Here is an 18,512-nt window from a genome sequence, read left to right as displayed (position 1 = left end):
ATGCTTCCGGAACTATGTTTACTTGATCATTTTTCCGGAGGTTGATCATTTCCAATCTGCAGTTGCTCGGATCAATATTGCTCAGTTTACGCCTTGATCATGCTTCATAATTTGGCGTTATCAATTATCTTACACTGGATGTGCTCCATGATCATTCTTCCGGTTAAGTTCCAATCCTCTGTTGTTTTTTGACACCCCATCTTCTCTTCTGTTTTGAATTTTTTGGTCATTGAGTGTTTTTTTAATTTTTATTGGATTGAAAATCTATAAATTCGAATGCAAATCACACCAACCGTAATCTACGGTTGTATTTCAATCGTTCCGAAGGTTTTTCGTTGAAATTCCATTTACATTGTAAATAAGTGATGCTGTAACATTTAAAATGTAGACTAGAAATAGCATGGTTATACATGATAGAAACAGTCATTTTTGTGTTTGTCTAAGGCGATGTTTCATCAAATTGTAAAAACGCGGTCTATTTTATGTGATTTTACTCATAAATGTATGTTCATGTTTTTGTTGTGTTTGTTGTTAATCGCTGTACAATTTGTACTTAGTTAATCATTACGGAAACTGGCAATGAAAAGAGAACAAACGATTGATAAGCTCTATCAGCTAGCCGAACAAACTCAACAAGTTCAGGCTGACCGAATTGAGATTATTTTGGAAGAGCGAAGTGATGAACATTTCCCTCCAATGTCTAAAGCTATGATGGAGACTCGTTCTGGTTTAACGCGTCGTAAGCTCGATGAAGCGATCACTAAACTTGAAGCTGATGGCCATCAGTTCACAAAGAACAACGCTAATCATTACTCGATTTCATTGACAGAAGCTCACATGTTGATGGACGCGGCAGAAGTGCCGAAGTTCCATGAACGTAAGCAGCACGCTGACAATAAGCCATGGATTATCAACGTACAAAACCAGAAGGGTGGTACGGGTAAATCAATGACAGCAGTTCACTTAGCCGCTTGTTTGTCTCTGAATTTGGATAAGCGCTACCGTATTTGTCTGATTGACTTGGACCCACAGGGCTCTTTGCGTCTGTTCCTAAATCCACAAATTAGTGGGGCAGAGCACGACAGCATCTATTCTGCCGTCGATATCATGTTGGACAATGTGCCTGAAGGCCAAGATGTCGATCTAGAGTTTCTTCGTAAGAACGTACTATTGCCAACTCAGTATCCAAACCTGAAGACAATTTCTGCTTTCCCAGAAGATGCGATGTTTAACGCTGAAGCGTGGCAAAGCCTTTCACAAGATCAGTCACTTGATATTGTTCGTCTGTTAAAAGAGAAGCTTATCGACAAAATCGCCGATGATTTCGATGTGATTATGATTGATACCGGCCCGCACGTTGACCCTCTAGTATGGAATGCAATGTACGCGTCGAACGCACTTCTGATTCCATGTGCAGCTAAGCGTTTGGATTGGGCTTCAACGGTTAACTTCTTCCAGCACTTACCAACGGTTTACGAAATGTTCCCGGATGATTGGAAAGGTCTCGAGTTTGTTCGTCTAATGCCAACCATGTTTGAAGACGACAACAAGAAACAGGTGTCAGTTCTGACGGAAATGAACTACCTGTTGAATGATCAAGTAATGATGGCAACCATTCCAAGAAGCCGTGCTTTTGAAACCTGTGCTGACACTTACAGCACGGTTTTCGATCTAACGGTAAGCGACTTTGAGGGCGGTAAGAAAACTCTAGCTGTTGCTCAAGACGCAGTACAAAAAAGTGCTCTAGAATTAGAGCGCGTATTACATAGCAACTGGCCTTCACTTAATCAGGGATAACAACAATGGCAATTAAAACATCTGACTTAAATGCAAAGCTATTTGGTAAAGCAAACAAACGTCGCGTAGCAACACCACAAGAAGCGCAAACAGCGGCAAAAGAGCAGGCTCAAGTGATTGAGCTTTCTGTTGCTGGCGAAGATTTGGTTTCATTTGAATTGGTTCGAATTCCTGCGGCTGAAGTGGCTACTCGAACGGTTGTTTTTGAAGAGAATGCTCGTGAGCAATCTTTCTTAAACGAGCATGCGCTTTCTGATGTTCTTACAACATTGAAAGAACGTGGTCAGCAATACCCAGCAGTTGGTCGTAAGAACAAAGACGGTAAGATTGAAGTTCTTGATGGTAGCCGTCGTCGTATGTCATGTATTTTGGCTGACAAAGAGTTCCTAATCTATGTTGCTGAAAACATTAACGGCGAACACGCTAAGTTCCTATCAGACGTAGCTAACGCTCATAAACCGCTTTCTCTTTACGAGAAGGGCAAAGAGATGCAAGCGAAGCTGGACAAAGGCGAAGCTGAAGACCAGAAAGCACTGGCAAAAATGTTCCAGTGCAGTGAAGCTTTGGTGAGTGGTGCATTGAAAGCAGCCGCTTTGCCACTTGAATTGCTACAAGCTTACCCAAATGTGAGCGACCTTGGTCGTCCAACTATTGTTAAACTGCACAAGCAGTTTGGTGGATTGACGAGTGAACAGCAGCAAACACTGCTGACTAAGTGTGATGCTTCTGAAGGTTTTGTATGGCAGCGTAGCGAAGCTCAAGGCGTAACTCGTCTAACCAAAGACGTGACCGAAACATTGGAAGGTTGGATTCTTGAATTGGCGCCAGCGCCAGCGAAGAAAGCTTCTCCAAAAGTTGAGCTTATTAAGGGCCGCGTATCATACAGCCGCAAGGGTTCAAACTTGGCGTTGAACCTTAAGAAAGTTGATGACGCAACAATGGAAGAAATCCTCGCCTTCGTACAATCGAAGCTCGACTAAGTCGACGACTTTTCATTACTCCTCTAAAGCCGCTTTATGCGGCTTTTTATTTGGCTGTGATAAACTGTGTTTAGATGAATCTGGACGCTAACTATGACAAACCCAACCAACACTTTTCTACATACACTTTCTAATATTGCTCAGCATAACGATCACCGTTACGGCGTGGTCTTTGATGGCGATTTTGATTGGCAAAACTCTGCTGTTTTTACCTTCCTTCAAGATTCAAACACTCCGAGCATCTTCCAGGTTGGCGGTACGCCATTTGAAGGTGTGATTCATGCTCCAGTAAAAAAAGGCCAACAACTGCTTGGTCGTGAGTGCCAAGTTCTTGTTTGTGATTTTAGAGAGCAGTTCGATGCGAATGGTTTTAGTGCCGCGTTGGGTTCGTTAGTTGGTGGTGGGTTGTTGTTGGTGTTGCCGCCAAAAGTTAATGCCTCTGAAGATAGTGAAAGCTTTGGCCAACGTTGGTTAAAACGTCATTTCGATAAACTGATTTCTGTTTCACAACACAATGAAGCCGGCGATGTAGTTCAAGCAACTCACGCTCTTCCTCAGATGCAAAGCGCCCAAAACGGATTGGATAAATTTGAACAGCAAAACACGGCTGTTGAATTAGTCAAAAAAGTGGTGTCTGGACATCGTAAACGTCCTTTGATTCTCACTGCGGATAGAGGGCGTGGTAAAAGCTCGACATTGGGTATTGCCGCAGCGCAGCTGTTAGTTGAGCGTCACGGTTTTAATATTATTGTTACTGCACCTTCAGTGAAAGCGGTAGAGCCGGTATTTTCTCATGCTGGCCAAGGGTTAGAATCTTGCGAAGTGGTCAACGCTACTCACATTCGCCATCAAGGGGGAAGTTTGAGATTCGTCGCGCCAGATGAATTACTTAAATCCAAGCCCGATTGTGACCTTCTATTTGTTGACGAAGCGGCTACAATTCCAATTCCGATGCTTAAATCCATGGTCGACATCTATCACCGTATGGTTTTTTCGACCACGGTACACGGTTACGAAGGCAGTGGACGAGGGTTCGGTATTAAGTTTGAGTCTTGGCTTTCTGAGCATCGTCCGGGGTGGAAAGGCTTTAAGCTCGAACAACCGATTCGTTGGAATAGCAACGATCCGCTAGAAGCTTGGTTGTTTGATTTCTTCCTACTTGGTAATGACGCATCAGTCACTGAATCGGCGGTTGATGAAATCGAAGGCTTGTCTGCTGACGCAATCAACCAATTAAACTTGGGCGAGTTATCAAAATCAGAATGCTTGGCTAATCCTGAGCAGCTACAACAATGTTTTTCTCTTCTCGTGGATGCGCACTATCAGACCTCGCCAAATGACTTAATGCAGTTTCTCAACAATCCAGCAATCCGTTTATACGCCGCTTGGCAGCAAGATAAATGTTTAGGTTGTATGTTAGTGACGGAAGAGGGTGGTTTGGACAGCGAGTTGATTACTCAAATTCAACTTGGAAAACGCAGGCCTCAAGGTCACCTTGCTCCAGTATTACTGGCAAACCAACTTGGCTGTACTCATGCGGCGAGCAGTCGTTGCCTTCGAGTGATGCGCATTGCTATTTCAGCGCGTCATCAAGGTTTGGGTATTGGCCGTTGGATGTTGGCTCAGTTATCACAGCAAACCAGCCAAGCAGATTATCTGGCGACAAGCTTTGGCGCGACCAGCGAATTGATTTCTTTTTGGCGTGGTAGTGAATTTGAAGCTGTGCACATCGGCCACCAGCGAGATCAGGCCAGTGGCTGTCACTCGGTTCTGATGGTTAAGGCGCTTAACTCAAACTCTCAAGGCTGGATAAACCAAGTTCAAATTCACTTCGAGCGTAGCTACTGTTTTCTTGTTTCAGGTTCTTTGGTTTCACTTGAAACCGATATGGTGCGAGCACTGCTGCCAAAGAGTGTTCACACCGTTAGTGAGTTTGAAACTCAGTTAGTTAGAAATTACGTGAACGGTGGCAACAGTTATGATGCGATCAGCTTCAGCGTACTGAACTTGATTCTACTCAGTAACGATCGAAACATAGGTATTTCTGACTTACTCATCGCAAAGGTTGTTCAGCAGAAAGAGTGGGGGACTTGTGTTGAACAGTTTAATCTTGTTGGTCGTAAACAAGCAGAGATTCAGTTTCGTAAAGATGTCGATGTTTTGCTAGCAAATTTACAGTGTAAATAGGCTAGCCATCATTTAAATAGACTGACCGCTACAAATTAGATTTACAGTGTAAATTAGAATCTTGGATTTACACTGTAAACTGAAGCTCCATATTCAAATCCGTTTTTACCCTGATTATCTGTTACATCACTTCTGTTTCATCTCTCCACTACAGCCTTTAATCTTCTAAAGCTATTCGCCTTTACTATCTAGCCCTACATCGAATCAACATTCAATCGCACGAAATATTCTGAAAAAATTTTCCTATGTATTTGTAAAGGCGAAGCAGATCATAAAATGTGTAAGTCTTATTTATGAGTCATGTTTGCAGAATCGAAAGTAAGTGATGTGACGCTGATTATTCTAATAATGTGATACTCAGCGCAGAATGAATTATATAGACTGAATAACAACTGAGTCATTAGGGATACTCAATTCGAATGTGGGATAACATCGTTACATTGTCGGAAGACAAGCAACAAGTAATGGCATGTCTGCCAACCGGGACTGTGGTTGACGCAAGCTTTGATAACAAGACGCTGCCACCAACCTTGGAAGCTTTGAATGCATCAAACTATTTTCTTTTCGAAGAAGAGGTGTTGCGTTTCGTTACTCTTGCTAAAGAAGGTAAGGGTGAAGCTTATGAAGGAATCTTGATTGCCGAAGTTCGAAATGCCACTGTTGCGGTCGAACTGTCTGATGATGAGATGTTGGCGAGCCTCGTGGTCACTGGTCCCTACAATGGACACCCACTGCGTGGCAGCGACATCATTCATTGTTTATCTCAAGCTCAAATAACAAAAGGAATAAATAAGTTAGCGCTCAGAAAAGTTCTGATGATGAGTAGCAAACTTAAGCCCGGCGAAAAGTTTACTCAGCCAGCCGCTAAAGGGACACAACCAGTAAAAGGTAAAGACGCTAAGTTTGCCGCTTTGGTTGAAGATATTACTCGTCAAGTATTGAAGCCTCGCAGTAAAGACGAAGGCAAGATTGATATGCGAGACTTGGGACAAACCATTACCGTTGGTCAAAATGATCACTTAATGAAACGAACCCCCGCTACCAAAGGCATCGCTGGCTTTACCGTTCAAGGCCGAATTATCCCACCGCTTCCTGGACAAGACAGTTTAATCAAGCCTGGAAAGGGCACTTACATCTCCCCTGAAGATCCCAATTTACTACTCGCCTCACACCCTGGATTGCCCATCATTAAAGACCGAACCATCGAAGTGGATGACGCCTTATGTGTCAGCAACGTCGATGTCTCAACTGGGCACGTTAAATTTAAAGGTAATGTCTTTGTCTCTGGCAACATCGAGCCGGGGATGATCGTCAAGGCGACCGGAAGTGTTACGGTTGGTGGCTTTATCGAATCGGCCGAAGTGCAAGCTCAGGGGGATATCAAAGTCGCGAAAGGCATTATCGGCCACACGACCAAAGAGGGTGAGCCAAAAAGTTGTAAGGTATTCAGTAAAGGCTCTATCACAGCAAGCTACGCACAGAATGCCGAGCTACAAACGGCCAATGACCTTCGACTTGGTGTGCACAGTATGAGTAACGACATTCGCTGTGGTAACAACCTTATCGTGATGGACAGCTTGAAAAAACACGGCACGCTAAGCGGTGGTGAAGCCAAAGTTGGCGGAAAAGTAGAATGTGTCTTCTTAGGTGTTGAGGGAGACACCGCAACTAAGGTACATGGTTTTGCGCGCTACGATGGTTACCGCCAAAAGATAGCTGAGTTGAAGGAAACTTATAAATACACTCAAGAGCAAACCATGGGTGTGATTCGCCAAGAGTTAGAATTTAAGAAGCGCCCGAAAGCAGAGAGAAGCGAAGAGCAAGCCCTAGAAATAGAGCAGCAACGTGAGAAGAACAACCTCGCAATTGAAAACACAAAGTCGCAGTTAGATACACTCGAAGCAGAGTTTGAAACCAATCTTGCTGAATGCACGGTAGAGGTACACGAAAAAGTGTATACCCGAGTGACGATTCAATTTGGTGATGAGACAGTCACAACCAAGCGGACCCACGGCGGAAGTGTTTTCTCATTCAACCAATACGAGATCCAATGTTCGTTTAAGATGGAGCAAGAGGATATTGCTTTGTAGACTTTTGTGCTGAACACAAAGTGACGTATTGTCTAGGTGTCGATACTGACAAATAGAAAAAGGGGAGTTGATGCTCCCCTTTTGCTTTCTACTGATAATGATTTATTTAGGTGGATTGCGCGTTTTAGCTAACCGCTCTCACTCGGCCTTGTTTAAGGTCTGAAAGAACCTGTGCTTTAGGACCATCTGCAATGATGCAGCCTTTCTCCATTACGATCACTCGATCGACAATGTCCAACATCGACGTTTTGTGTGTAATCAGAATTAACGTCTCGCTTGGTAGCAATTGGTTAAGTTGGTGTTTGATGTGCATCTCTGAACGGTTATCCATAGCACTGGTCGGCTCATCCATCAACAACACTGGCGGACGGCCAAGGAAGGCTCTAGCAATGGCAATTGACTGACGTTGTCCACCAGACAGCAAGGCACCACCTTCACCCACTTGGCGTTCCAAACCTGCAGGATCTTGTTGAGTAAACGCGGTTACCCCTGCACGGTTTGCTGCATCCATCACGTCACGGTCATCCACCAAAGGACGACCTAAAGTAATGTTGTCTCTTACTGAACCGTAGAACAGGTTACTGTCTTGCGGAACACAACCTATATTGCGTCGTACGTCGACATGATGCAGTTGCTCCATATCCGTGTCATCAATACGTACATGGCCTTCTGTGGGCTTGTACAGGCCCATAATCAGACGTTCTAGTGTGGTTTTACCTGAACCAATACGACCAATGATTGCTACTTTCTCACCAGGACTAATATTGAGGGTTAAGTCTCTAATTGAAGCCACTGGTGAATCTGGGTAGTGGAACGTCACTTTATCTAGCGCGATATGGCCCTGAATAATCGGACGGTGAATGTAGCGTTTACCTTCTTCTTGTTCATCAGGCATCGACATCACTTGCTCAATCAGAGTCATTGATGACTTTGCTTGGTTGTAACGAGTCGAAAGCAAAGACAGCTGAACAAGCGGGCCAATCGCTCGGCCGCTCAACATGGTTGCAGCGATCAAGCCACCCATCGTAAGTTCACCTTCTGCAATTAGATACACGCCAAAGATGATCATACCAACGTTAGTACTTTGCTGAACAAAGCCGGCGGTGTTTTGGATGCTGTCAGTGATGCGTCGACTTTTGATATTCCAATTCGCCATGTGAGCAACGGCTTCTTCCCAACGGAATTGGAATTGGCTTTGCGCACTGAACAGCTTAACCGTCTCTAACCCAGCCAAACTCTCGATTAAGTTCGCGTACTTCTGCGAAGCAAGACGAGAGCCTTCCTCAATGGTACGGCGCAGTGGACCTTGGATTAGCAATGCATAGACGATCAAAATGACCACGCCAGCAACGGGAACAAACACAAGGTTTCCAGCCATTAACCAAATTAGCGCTAAGAACATCAGTGCGAAGGGGAGGTCGATTAACGAGCCAATGGTTGCAGAGGTAAAGAATTCACGAATGGATTCGAACTCTTGCAAGTTTTTAGCGAAAGCACCGACAGAAGCAGGCTTCGCTTCCATACGAATCCCCAGTACTTTACTGAACAGTTTGGAGGAAATGAGAATATCGGATTTCTTACCGGCAACGTCAATGAAGTAGCTGCGCATCAATTTGAGCAGCAAATCGAATAGGAACACGACAAAGATACCACTTGCCAGCACCCACAAAGTTTCAAAGGCGAGGTTGGGAACTACCTTGTCGTACACCAAGCGTGTAAACATCGGCGCGGCAATCGCGAAGATGTTGATAAGAATGGAGGCAATCAACACATCTCGGTAGATGTTTTTAGATTCCCAAATCGTGCTCCAAAACCAATGCCCTTTACGTGTTTTTAGAACTTCTGGTGAACGTTCATCATAACGGAACTGTTTCTTTACCAAGAAGTAGCGGCCGATGAATTGTTCTTTCAGCTCTTCGACAGGAATGATGATTGGCACCATTCCGCTTTCCGCAGTAATGATTTCCGCTTCTTGCTTCTCTAAATCGATACTGTTGAGAACGCACGCCTCACCTTGTTTAAGTAGTAAGACCGCAGGCAGTATCAGGTGAGGAATCTTTTCTAAGTCGGAACGGTTTTCTTTTGCCACTAATCCTGCTCGTTCAGCAGAGCGTGGGAATAGGAAAGGGGTTAGCTTTCCATCGGATAGTGGTAGCCCATTGATCAACGCTTCGGGCGAGTTAGCTAACCCGTAATACCGGCTAACGTAGATCAGTGAGTTCAATAGTGGATCTTGCATGTGATATAACCCTTACAACTATTTATCAACAATGAAGCCTTGGAACACTTCTACGTAGTTATCAGACAGAATATCTAGCTGAGTCTGAGTTTCTATTCGAGACGCGATGGTGGTGACGCCTAGGTTGTGAGCGGTTCTAGAGATCGACGTTAAGGTAAACTTCTGTTTTTCGTCATCAAGGTTATGTGTGAACAGGTAATCTAGCTTCACATAGCTTGGACGGTATTCGTTGATGTAATCCAGTGATTGGAAGTTACGTCCGTAGTTATCGACACCAAACACCGCTTCAGCGTTGCGAATGGTGTTACACAAAAGTGCCGTGTAGTGCGGAACGTTGATGAAGCAGTTTTCTGGAATCTCAAAGTGCAACAGGTGAGCGATTGAAGCATTCTGTTCAAGCGTCTTACCGATCCAACGGATGAAGCTTGGTTGAGATATACTGCTTGGCGAGAGATTAATAGCGACTGGGCTGGTTACTTCTTTTGCATTGAGCTTTTCAACCATCTTCTCAATAACGTATTGGTCGAGAATGTGGCTCATTTCAAGCTGTTCTAGCGCGTATAGATACTGGTTAGCACCGTAACGCACGCCATCTTTTTCAATCGCAGAGAACACCTCTTGGTGATACGTTTTACCAAAGGCATTGTTTGCAGCCTGCAAACGGAAGGTAATGAGGTCGTTGATGATCGCTTCTTCAACCAACATACGCCATTGTTGTTTGCCCATCACTGCGCCGTGATCGTCTGCGGTTACGTAGCCGTAAGCAAGTTCTCGATTCGCCTTGGCACTTGAGAGTGCGTTATCCACCAGCGACATGATTTCAGTACTGGTTTTACGCTTGTTGCTGTAGGTCACACCAAGAGCAATATGTGGATTCGCAGTGCCTGTTGGGTCTGAACCTAGGCTCTGGATACAGTTTACGATGCTGCTCGCGACAAGTTTCAGTTCGCTCTCATCAATGTTTGGCATGATGAAACCGAACTCGTCACTAGAAATACGAGCGATGGTGATATCTGGAGATGAAATTGAAGCTTGCAGCTGTTCAGCCAGTTGATGAACCAAGGCATCACCTTCTTGATAGCCCTTTTCATCGTACTCTTCACTGATAAACTCCGCTTTAAGTACCGCTAAACCACCTAAGCTCGACTCCTCTAACCATTGAGTTAACTGAGACATGTAGTAAGCACGGTTACCTAGCTGAGATACAGGGTCGATATATGCCCTTTCACGTAACTTCTGAGCTTCTTTCGCTTGGTTTTTAAATGCCAGTTCAACTTGAGTCGACATGTGGTTGATACCATCGACAACCAAGGTGAGATCTTTTGTCTTTGGACGAGCCAGAGGTTCGCCAAACTGATTCTTGGCGATCTGATCCATCTTGGTAATGATCAACGAGAGCGGGCGTAAAGCGCGCTTAAGGATCCAAGAGATAGACACCAAACCGAGCAAGAAGATCGTGCCAAATATGCTCAGTAAGCGGATGAATGCTTGCCAAAGTTGATCGTAGGCAGGGCCTGGGTGACTTACGATCTCGACCTCGGCCAATTGCATCCAGCCACTGGTGATCACGCGGCGGTCATGAACAGGCTCGAACAGGTTTAGGTTGGTAAACCACTCTGGTACGCCAGTTGGCTTTACAGGGTATGAGCGGAGAATGTCTTCACCGCTATCGAGAAAGATCAATCGAACGACTGAGTAAGAACTGCCATCAAACAGGGCGTTGATAACAGACTCCACTGCCACCTTGTCCTTTTCTTCTAGGTAAGGGGCGAGAGCCAGTCCAACAGTATTAATGGTATTACTTACCTCAGAGCGTTGCTGCTCCTCTAAGTATCCACGGGTGGTATTGAATTCGATCATAAAAACTGACGTCATCAGCAGTATGAACACTGCAACCATCCCGACCACAAGCTGTTTATATAAAGTCATTGTACCTACTCATCGTAATTGATAATGGGTTTGTTTAATTTTAGAGAGCGCTCACGTGAACGTAAGTCGTTCCATAAGCTCAATCTTGAAGATTTCCCTGCCAATTTGCCGCTGCCTGCTGCCGACTTGATCAACCAAAGGTTTTTACCGTTAAAACTGTAAATTGGTCGTAGATCTGGGCGTTTGGAACCGCGTTTAATTTCAGGGTTTAAGTTGTCCAAAATTAATGGCTCTGCACTCGGTGTTGAGTAGTAAGCCAACACCATGTGGAACTGGTTTAGTTCCAGTGCTTTTACGTACACTAATCGTAATTTCTTATCTGGGACGCCCAGTTCAAGCAAAGAGAAGTATTTTGCGATTGTGAAGTCTTCACAATCACCGGCGTTGCTGCCTAAAAATTCCAGTGGTGTTGCCCAGTAATCATTCTTTCCCCACAGTATGTTGTCATCGACAAAGTACATCTGGTTGAAGAACTGGTTCACCGACCTGAGCTTCTCTTTTTCACTTAATCCGTCGTATGACGTCATACTTGAGCGCCATGTTGCCACTCGCTTTCCGGCTCTATCGCCGTAGGTTTTGGTCACTGCATCTATCCACCGTTGGTCGCTCTTGTTGAGCGCCACAGAGGTGAAAGAGGTGAGGACCAGCAGCAATAGCGAAATCCGAGACTTCATAGCCTCTGCTCTTGTCTATTTGCTGTGTATTGAAAGGCGTTATCAAACATCAAACGTCCTTACTCTTTTAGTGCATTGTTTTGAGCGCTTAATAGTGGCTTCAACATGTACTCAAGCACGGTTCTTTTACCCGTGATGATATCGACAGAGGCGGTCATACCTGGAATGATTGGCAACTCTTCGTTCTGTCCAAAATTGTGTTTTTCGGTGCGCACGCGCACGATATAGAAGCTATTGCCTTCTTCATCTTGAGTGGTATCGGCACTGATGTGCTCTAACACGCCTTCTAGACCACCGTACTTAGTGAAGTCATAAGCACTGAATTTAACGATGGCAGTCAATTCTGGGCGTAGGAACGCGATATCTTGCGGGGCGATTTTCGCTTCAACCAATAGAGAGTCTTCTGTTGGTACAATCTCAACGATGTCCATACCCGGTTGGATAACCCCGCCGACAGTATTAATACCCAATGTTTTAACGGTGCCTGTTACAGGAGAAACCACCACGGTACGGTTTACTCTGTCTTCTAGGCCAACGGCAGATTCGGTCATTGCAGAGAGCTTGTCTTGGGCTTGATTGAGTTTTTCTTGTTGTTCGGAGCGGAAGTTCAGTGCGGCGTCAATACGGCTGAGCATGGATTCTTTGATTGCTGAGCGTAAAAGAGGAATTTTTAGCTCGCTCGAAGTCATTTCTCGGCGAGTGTCGTTCACTTGTCTTTGCAGTTTAAGTAATTCAATTCGTGGTACCACCCCTTCATCGGCGAGAGGTTTGGTGATATCCAGTTCTTGGCGAGCAAACTGGTAGCTCTGTTTTAGGTTTCGAACACGCGCTTTAATCTCAACTAGGTCTTGCTGTTTCTGTTCAACTTGTTGATCAAAAACAGAAAGTTGGTTTTTTAGGTTATTCAGATCTTGACGATATTCGGCTTTTTGGCGATTAACCAGTTTAGGCTGAAGCTCGTAGAATTTTGGTGGAAAGGCGAGTTTACCGTAATCAAGCAACACGCTTTTTTTCCACTCTTCAACAGAGAACTCTTCGTTAATGACGACACTGGTTAATGAAGCGGATAGCATCAACACGTTGGCGGTTAAGTTCGCCACTTGTTGTTCACGTTCGCGGAAGTCCGAACGGAATCGAGTGTCATCGATCAACAGTAGCTGCTGACCTTTCTGAACACGTTGACCTTCTTTAACTAAGATCTCTTTAACTAAGCCACCTTCAAGGTTTTGCACCACTTGGATTTGAGAGGAAGGGATCACTTTGCCTTGGCCAACGGTAACTTTGTCGATCTCTGCCCATGCAGACCACCCAATAGCAGCAATAAAAAACAGAACGATCACCCACAACATAATTCGCGCACTGGTGGGCGTATTGAGGAGTAGTGCCGCTGTTTTATCATCGACATACTCAAGCTCGGTCTCGTTCAATTTGCTGAAATTTTTCTGACTCATAACAGTCCTTGTTCGCTAAATAAAAGTGCAAGCCTATTGAGTGTATTCTTACTTTTGATAAATGTTAAGATTTTGCTCATTTAAATCTTTGAATTTATATATTTTTTAAGACTTATCGGTTCTTGAAATCTGTTTTATCGAGTTGGTGCTTTCTTAGTTTGTCATACAGTGTTTTTCGCGATACCTGCAGCTCTTGTTGTACTTCTTTTAAACGACCTTGATGGCGATGTAGTGCCTCAATCAAGATAATTTGTTCAAAGCTATCGGTGCGTTGGTTTAACGACTGTTGTTGCTCTTCAATGCTCATATCGAGTTCATTTTGCTCATTAGTATCGTTGTCGAGCGACGGCTGCTTAATTTGAGTCAGCACTCTGAGTTCAGCATGTTGGCGAAGCTGACGAATGTTCTCCGTCCAATGCGTTGCAATGAGTCTCTGGATCTCTTTTTCTGTAATCACGGGTGGCGGCAGTTGATAGCGACTGGCTGCACCACGAGCAAAGTGTTTGAACAAAGAGCCAATATCTTCCGTTCTTTGCGCCAAGGGTAGTAAATTAAATCGGCGCAGTTCACCTGTAATTGTAGTAGGAACTACTGTAGTTGCGATAATGATACAAGTTGCATTGGTCTTGCATGAGTTTTCACGAAGTAGAGTGGGTTTTAGAGCGGCTAACCATAGCCATTGCTGCGAAGTTAACGCTTCTGTTTCATGGATATAGAGTGTTCCACCTTGATGCTTCAAGAACAGTTGCAAAATAAACTGATGGAATGTCGCTTCGTCACTGCGTGGCAAATTAAACGCCGCGACAGGGCAAAGCTCTGCGGTTTGATGACTGTGTAAATCATGGGTGTATTGTGCAGTGACCCTTTTCCCCGTCCCTAAATCACCAACAAACAATAGAAGTGGGTTGGTTTTGGTATCTAGGGTGATCAATTCTCGGCGTAATGCCTGCATCGATGGCGATTGACCAATCAGTTTTGGGCCAACCTGATTTTGCATTGCCAACTCTTTACGCAATAGGTTGTTTTCTTCAACCAGTGCGAGTTTATCTGCCGCTTTTTTAACGGCAGTGAGTAGGGCATCGACTACAAATGGCTTTTCCAGAAAATCGTAAGCACCGGCTTTCATCGCTGATACCGCGGTTTGCACGTCACCATGTCCGGTAAGTACGATGACCTGAAAATGAGGATTTTGGCTCAGCAACTTTTGCGTTAATTGAATGCCATCCATTACCGGCATGTGAATATCGGTGATGACAATTCCGGCTTGCGTGGTATCTATTTTCTTTAATGCCTCAATAGCATTGGGAAAGCAGACGATATCGATGCCTTCAATGAGCATGGCTTGTTCTACGGAGTCTCGAATGGTGGGTTCATCGTCGACAAAATAGAGTTTAGGCATAGATTGCAAAAGTCGAGTCCTTAGCTGTAGGTGAGATTAGCAGTATGTGAGATTCGTTTTCTAATCAGCGATAACAACGGCGTGTTAGCCCTTATCGTTATATAACGGGATGTTTAGCGAGAATACCATGCCTGAAGGCTCTAACCGGTTCGCGCTGATCGTGCCGTGATACGCTTCAATAATCCGTTTCGATATTGAAAGCCCTAGCCCTAAACCTTCCGGTTTGGTGGTAAAAAACGGGTCGAACAGCTGTTCTAGCTTATCGTTCGGCATGCCAATTCCGTTATCCCAAATGATCAGCTGACAAGAGTCATGATGCAGTTGCCATTCGATGCCTATCTGTGGGCTAGCCTGTTGGTCAACGCTTTCCAGGTTTTGTTGCTCCTGCAAGATTTTGTGTTCAAGAACTTGTTGTTGCAGCGCTTGAGTCGCGTTGTGAATCAGGTTCACTAGTACTTGCTCGAGTTCGGTTGGATGAATCGCAATATTAATGTCGTCTGGCACCGTGCTTAGCCTTAGCGTAATGCCTTGCTTGATCATCAGCGCACTGAGAATGCTAGTGGCGTTATTGACCGCTTGATGCAGGTTCGCCACATGATGTTCTTGTTTGGTGACCTTGCGAGTAAAGACTTTGAGTCGCGCGATGATGTCGGTAATGGTGTTGTTGAGGCCAATCATTTTCTCAAGATTGCTTTTCACTAAATCGGTTCGTTCCATTTCCAGTAGCTTTAAGCTGTTTTCACTGTAGGTTCGCAGTGCTGCAAGTGGTTGGTTGATTTCGTGGTTAATGCTGGCTGACAGCTCACCGAGTACCGCTAGTTTCGCGGTTTGTGTCAGCTCTTGTTCTGTCTGTTTCAACTTCGACTGCGACTCTTGGTATTGAAAAAGGGTTTGTTGCAGCTGCTGATTGGATTGCTTCAAGTAGTGGGTACGTTTATCAACGGTTTGCTCTAGGTTTTGGTTGAGTCGGGTCAACGCCACTTTCGCGAGATAAGTCTGGCGCCACGACCAAGCGATGAGCATCACCAAGCTGTAAATCACCACGAAGATGACATCGATCTGAAAGATTTTAATAAGTTCAGCTCTGGTCTCTTTTAGTGCGACAACTTGGTACTGGTTGTTGCTGACCGTTGCAGGGTAAAGATTAAAAGCACCAAGCTTGAATAACTGGTTGGCGGTGAGCTCTTTTCGGATTTCATTGGATTGAAGGTTGCTAGATTGATTGGTATTGCTCGCTTCTGACTGAGAGCTTGAAGAACGAAAGGCTTCGATGATCGAAATTTCGCTTTGACCGTATTGGCGTTGAAGTGCGATATCCGTTTGTTGTTGCTGAGTTAGTGGCAACAATGAATGGTAAAGCCATGGAGCTTGGCTTGATAGAAAGACCACTTGGTTAGAGTCGAGTACTACGATCTCAAAATCGTCGCTGGTTAGGATGTTTTCGAGATTTTCTAAGCTCACTTTTACGGTGATAACGCCAACAATTTCCTTGTCGATATACAGAGGTGAAGACAGAAAATAACCGCGTACGTTCGAACGAGCGCCTAGCGCGACATATTGTGTGTTGTTACCTTGAATGGCAGAAGCAAAGTAGGGACGAAACGAGAAGTTCTCACCCACAAAAGTGCGAGGCTTTTGGTAATTACTGGAAGCGACCACAGTACCGTTCGGATCGTGAATATAGATGGTGTCGGCTTGGCTTTGATTCGACCATTCAAATAGCAATTGATTGAGCTGCGCAGCGGAAATCTTGTCTGCTTGTGGTGATGAGTCAAAATAAGAGAGCAAGCGCGGGTCATGGCTGAGCAAATCCGGGATCTGTTTGAATTTATCCAATTCAGAGTCGATTTGTAGATTGGCTTTACTTGCTGCTTCATCGAGTTGCTGAGTGACGATTTTTTCTTGGAATTGCACTGCCATAAAGTGGGTTGCGGTCAGCCCTGCAGCTCCCAATAACAATGAGAATAAAACAAAGGGTGTCATTAGGTTAGGCAGTATTTTGGTCACTCGGATCTCAGCTTGTCATCGGTTTGTATAAAGATTATCAATATGATGGAGAGAGTACCGAGATCTTGTTAACACAGAGCACCTTCTGTGAGACAAAACCATGGCTTAGACTTGTGTTTCAAAGGATTACGGCGCAAAATCACAAAAAAATTAAAAGGAGCAACCAAATGGAACTGACAGATATTCGTCGCGAATACGCTAAGGGTGGATTGAGACGCAAAGACTTGGCCGCAGACCCGATTGAGCAATTCAATCTATGGCTAGAGCAAGCCATTGAAGCGAAGTTGACGGACCCTACTGCCATGACAGTTGCTACGGTTGATGAAAATGGTCAGCCATTCCAACGAATTGTTCTGCTGAAGAATGTTGATAAAGACGGGTTCGTTTTTTACACCAACTTAGGTAGCCGCAAAGCGCACCAGCTTGAGCACAACAGCAAAATCAGTTTGCACTTCCCTTGGCATCCACTCGAACGACAAGTTCATATTACGGGCACGGCTGAAAAGCTGACCGCTATGGAAAATATGAAGTACTTCTCGTCACGTCCAAAAGAGAGCCAATTGGCCGCGATTGCAAGTAAGCAGAGTAGCCGCATTTCAGCGCGTGGGATTTTAGAAGGTAAGTATCTAGAGCTTAAACAGAAGTTTGCCAAAGGCGAGATTCCTGTGCCTTCTTTCTGGGGTGGCTTCCGAGTTCGTGTGGATAGTATTGAGTTCTGGCAGGGTGGTGAACACCGCTTGCACGACCGTTTCTTGTTCTCACGCCAAGACAACAGTTGGGATATTGATCGCCTAGCGCCTTAGGCTGCTTGATCGCTTAGCTGCTTAACAGATCCAAAAATGCCGTTGATTAGACTGATCAAATCAACGGCATTTTTTTGTCTGCATTTTCAGCTGAACAGTCAATCAGTCACTGTGAAGAACAACAGAGATCTGTTTTTTGAGCAGAGTTTCTGGGATCACTGAGCCCAATCCTGAATCCAATGCATACTCAATCAATTGGCTTTTACTGCGTGCATCAAACTTCTGTTTCAATCTGGCGACATGACCTTCGACCGTTTTGATTGAAATGTTTAACGTCGACGCGATGTACTGTGGTTTCTTGCCGAAAAGCAGTAAGAACAGTACCTCTGATTCTCTCGAAGTCAGCCGCTTTTGCAGCTTAGACACGCGCGGCTCTGACCCCGCAAGCGATGCCTGATCGCCTTTTGTTCCTGTGGCCTGACAAACCCAATGACCGACCTCTAAGATCGCGGTATCGGTAAGCTCTTGGCCATAGAAGATGGTGCCTTGGACGTTGTCGTCGTCATCAAGCCATGGTGTTTTAGTAAAGATATGGGCGTGCCAGCGTCCGTCTGGATAGGGGTGAATATCGAGAATCTTAAGGGTACTGCGTGTATCCATCACATGTTTGTCTTGAGCTCTGAAATCTTGTGCGCACTCGGTGGTTTGACTGGGCATGTCGAAGTCGGTCAAGCCAGTACAAGTCTCATTGGGTTTTAAGCCAATCAATTGGTTGTAAGCAAGGTTGGCGTACACGAAGACCGAGTCAGTATCTTTGCAGCCCCAGCAGCCTGGAAGTTGTTCGAATAAAGAACGATGTATGGAGTTGAGTGGATCTGGCAAGGTTTTATCTCGTGTGTTGCGATGTTGCAATAATATCAGTTTCTTATAGCGCTGCAATGGCAATTAGAGTACGAAAAATAAGGTTCATCGCGGCTTTCCGGGGAAAGCCGCTTTTATCTTCAAGAAGAAGTAGT

General features: G+C 44.9%; 12 protein-coding genes. 5 read left to right on the top strand and 7 right to left on the bottom strand.

The annotated features are described in order from the left end of the window. Window positions 1–579 precede the first annotated feature (579 nt). The 4 genes from AB6E78_RS12740 (at window position 580) to AB6E78_RS12725 (ending at window position 7,054) form a co-directional block, all read left to right on the top strand. On the top strand, window positions 580–1,797 hold the full coding sequence (locus tag AB6E78_RS12740) for a ParA family protein (protein ID WP_017061213.1): 1,218 nt from the start codon (window positions 580–582) through the stop codon (window positions 1,795–1,797). Between the two features lie 5 nt (window positions 1,798–1,802). After that, window positions 1,803–2,777 carry a ParB/RepB/Spo0J family partition protein gene (locus tag AB6E78_RS12735; RefSeq protein WP_017061212.1) on the top strand — a complete coding sequence of 325 codons (975 nt, stop codon included), beginning with the start codon at window positions 1,803–1,805 and terminating at the stop codon, window positions 2,775–2,777. Window positions 2,778–2,870: 93 nt separating this feature from the next. After that, entirely contained in the window at window positions 2,871–4,964 is a 2,094-nt protein-coding gene (locus AB6E78_RS12730) for a GNAT family N-acetyltransferase (RefSeq protein WP_372133747.1), read from the top strand. A gap of 419 nt (window positions 4,965–5,383) precedes the next feature. Beyond that, the gene (locus AB6E78_RS12725; RefSeq protein ID WP_372055654.1) at window positions 5,384–7,054 is read left to right on the top strand and encodes a FapA family protein; all 1,671 of its coding nucleotides are present in this window, start codon (window positions 5,384–5,386) and stop codon (window positions 7,052–7,054) included. Window positions 7,055–7,178: 124 nt separating this feature from the next. On the opposite strand, the gene AB6E78_RS12720 is transcribed toward AB6E78_RS12725, so the two are convergent. From AB6E78_RS12720 to AB6E78_RS12695, 6 genes are all read right to left on the bottom strand, one after another. Then, window positions 7,179–9,293, bottom strand: a complete 2,115-nt coding sequence (locus tag AB6E78_RS12720; protein WP_017061209.1) for a type I secretion system permease/ATPase — start codon at window positions 9,291–9,293, stop codon at window positions 7,179–7,181. Between the two features lie 18 nt (window positions 9,294–9,311). Further along, window positions 9,312–11,222: a LapD/MoxY N-terminal periplasmic domain-containing protein gene (locus AB6E78_RS12715; RefSeq protein ID WP_017061208.1), complete on the bottom strand. Its 1,911-nt coding sequence runs from the start codon at window positions 11,220–11,222 to the stop codon at window positions 9,312–9,314. A 5-nt stretch (window positions 11,223–11,227) separates the two neighbouring features. Further along, window positions 11,228–11,896, bottom strand: coding sequence for a transglutaminase-like cysteine peptidase (locus AB6E78_RS12710; RefSeq protein ID WP_372112007.1), 669 nt, complete (start codon window positions 11,894–11,896; stop codon window positions 11,228–11,230). 59 nt (window positions 11,897–11,955) lie between these two features. Continuing rightward, complete coding sequence (locus AB6E78_RS12705) at window positions 11,956–13,347, bottom strand: HlyD family type I secretion periplasmic adaptor subunit (protein ID WP_048660519.1); 1,392 nt, start codon at window positions 13,345–13,347, stop codon at window positions 11,956–11,958. A gap of 112 nt (window positions 13,348–13,459) precedes the next feature. Next, entirely contained in the window at window positions 13,460–14,746 is a 1,287-nt protein-coding gene (locus AB6E78_RS12700) for a sigma-54-dependent transcriptional regulator (protein ID WP_372112109.1), read from the bottom strand. A gap of 84 nt (window positions 14,747–14,830) precedes the next feature. Further along, window positions 14,831–16,753 carry an ATP-binding protein gene (locus AB6E78_RS12695; RefSeq protein WP_372112005.1) on the bottom strand — a complete coding sequence of 641 codons (1,923 nt, stop codon included), beginning with the start codon at window positions 16,751–16,753 and terminating at the stop codon, window positions 14,831–14,833. Between the two features lie 167 nt (window positions 16,754–16,920). Between AB6E78_RS12695 and pdxH the strand changes: the two genes are divergently transcribed. Beyond that, on the top strand, window positions 16,921–17,556 hold the full coding sequence (pdxH, locus tag AB6E78_RS12690; protein ID WP_017061203.1) for a pyridoxamine 5'-phosphate oxidase: 636 nt from the start codon (window positions 16,921–16,923) through the stop codon (window positions 17,554–17,556). 102 nt (window positions 17,557–17,658) lie between these two features. Here the strand turns inward: pdxH and AB6E78_RS12685 are convergent, their stop codons facing one another. Further along, window positions 17,659–18,441 (bottom strand): helix-turn-helix transcriptional regulator, encoded by a 783-nt coding sequence (locus AB6E78_RS12685; protein ID WP_032546410.1) that lies wholly within the window; start codon window positions 18,439–18,441, stop codon window positions 17,659–17,661. Window positions 18,442–18,512 lie beyond the last annotated feature (71 nt).

Source organism: Vibrio sp. 10N.247.310.98, from assembly GCF_041467395.1.
Lineage (GTDB): Bacteria > Pseudomonadota > Gammaproteobacteria > Enterobacterales > Vibrionaceae > Vibrio > Vibrio crassostreae_C.
Note: the sequence above shows the minus strand (reverse complement) of the source record. Positions and strands in the feature narration are given on the sequence as shown.

Excerpts from the sequence above, each read along its gene's own strand:
- pdxH (WP_017061203.1), top strand. The coding sequence starts at position 16,921 with ATGGAACTGACAGATATTCGTCGCGAATACGCTAAGGGTGGATTGAGA.
- AB6E78_RS12725 (WP_372055654.1), top strand. The coding sequence starts at position 5,384 with ATGTGGGATAACATCGTTACATTGTCGGAAGACAAGCAACAAGTAATG.
- AB6E78_RS12720 (WP_017061209.1), bottom strand. The coding sequence starts at position 9,293 with ATGCAAGATCCACTATTGAACTCACTGATCTACGTTAGCCGGTATTAC.
- AB6E78_RS12700 (WP_372112109.1), bottom strand. The coding sequence starts at position 14,746 with ATGCCTAAACTCTATTTTGTCGACGATGAACCCACCATTCGAGACTCC.
- AB6E78_RS12740 (WP_017061213.1), top strand. The coding sequence starts at position 580 with ATGAAAAGAGAACAAACGATTGATAAGCTCTATCAGCTAGCCGAACAA.
- AB6E78_RS12715 (WP_017061208.1), bottom strand. The coding sequence starts at position 11,222 with ATGACTTTATATAAACAGCTTGTGGTCGGGATGGTTGCAGTGTTCATA.
- AB6E78_RS12705 (WP_048660519.1), bottom strand. The coding sequence starts at position 13,347 with ATGAGTCAGAAAAATTTCAGCAAATTGAACGAGACCGAGCTTGAGTAT.
- AB6E78_RS12730 (WP_372133747.1), top strand. The coding sequence starts at position 2,871 with ATGACAAACCCAACCAACACTTTTCTACATACACTTTCTAATATTGCT.
- AB6E78_RS12710 (WP_372112007.1), bottom strand. The coding sequence starts at position 11,896 with ATGAAGTCTCGGATTTCGCTATTGCTGCTGGTCCTCACCTCTTTCACC.
- AB6E78_RS12735 (WP_017061212.1), top strand. The coding sequence starts at position 1,803 with ATGGCAATTAAAACATCTGACTTAAATGCAAAGCTATTTGGTAAAGCA.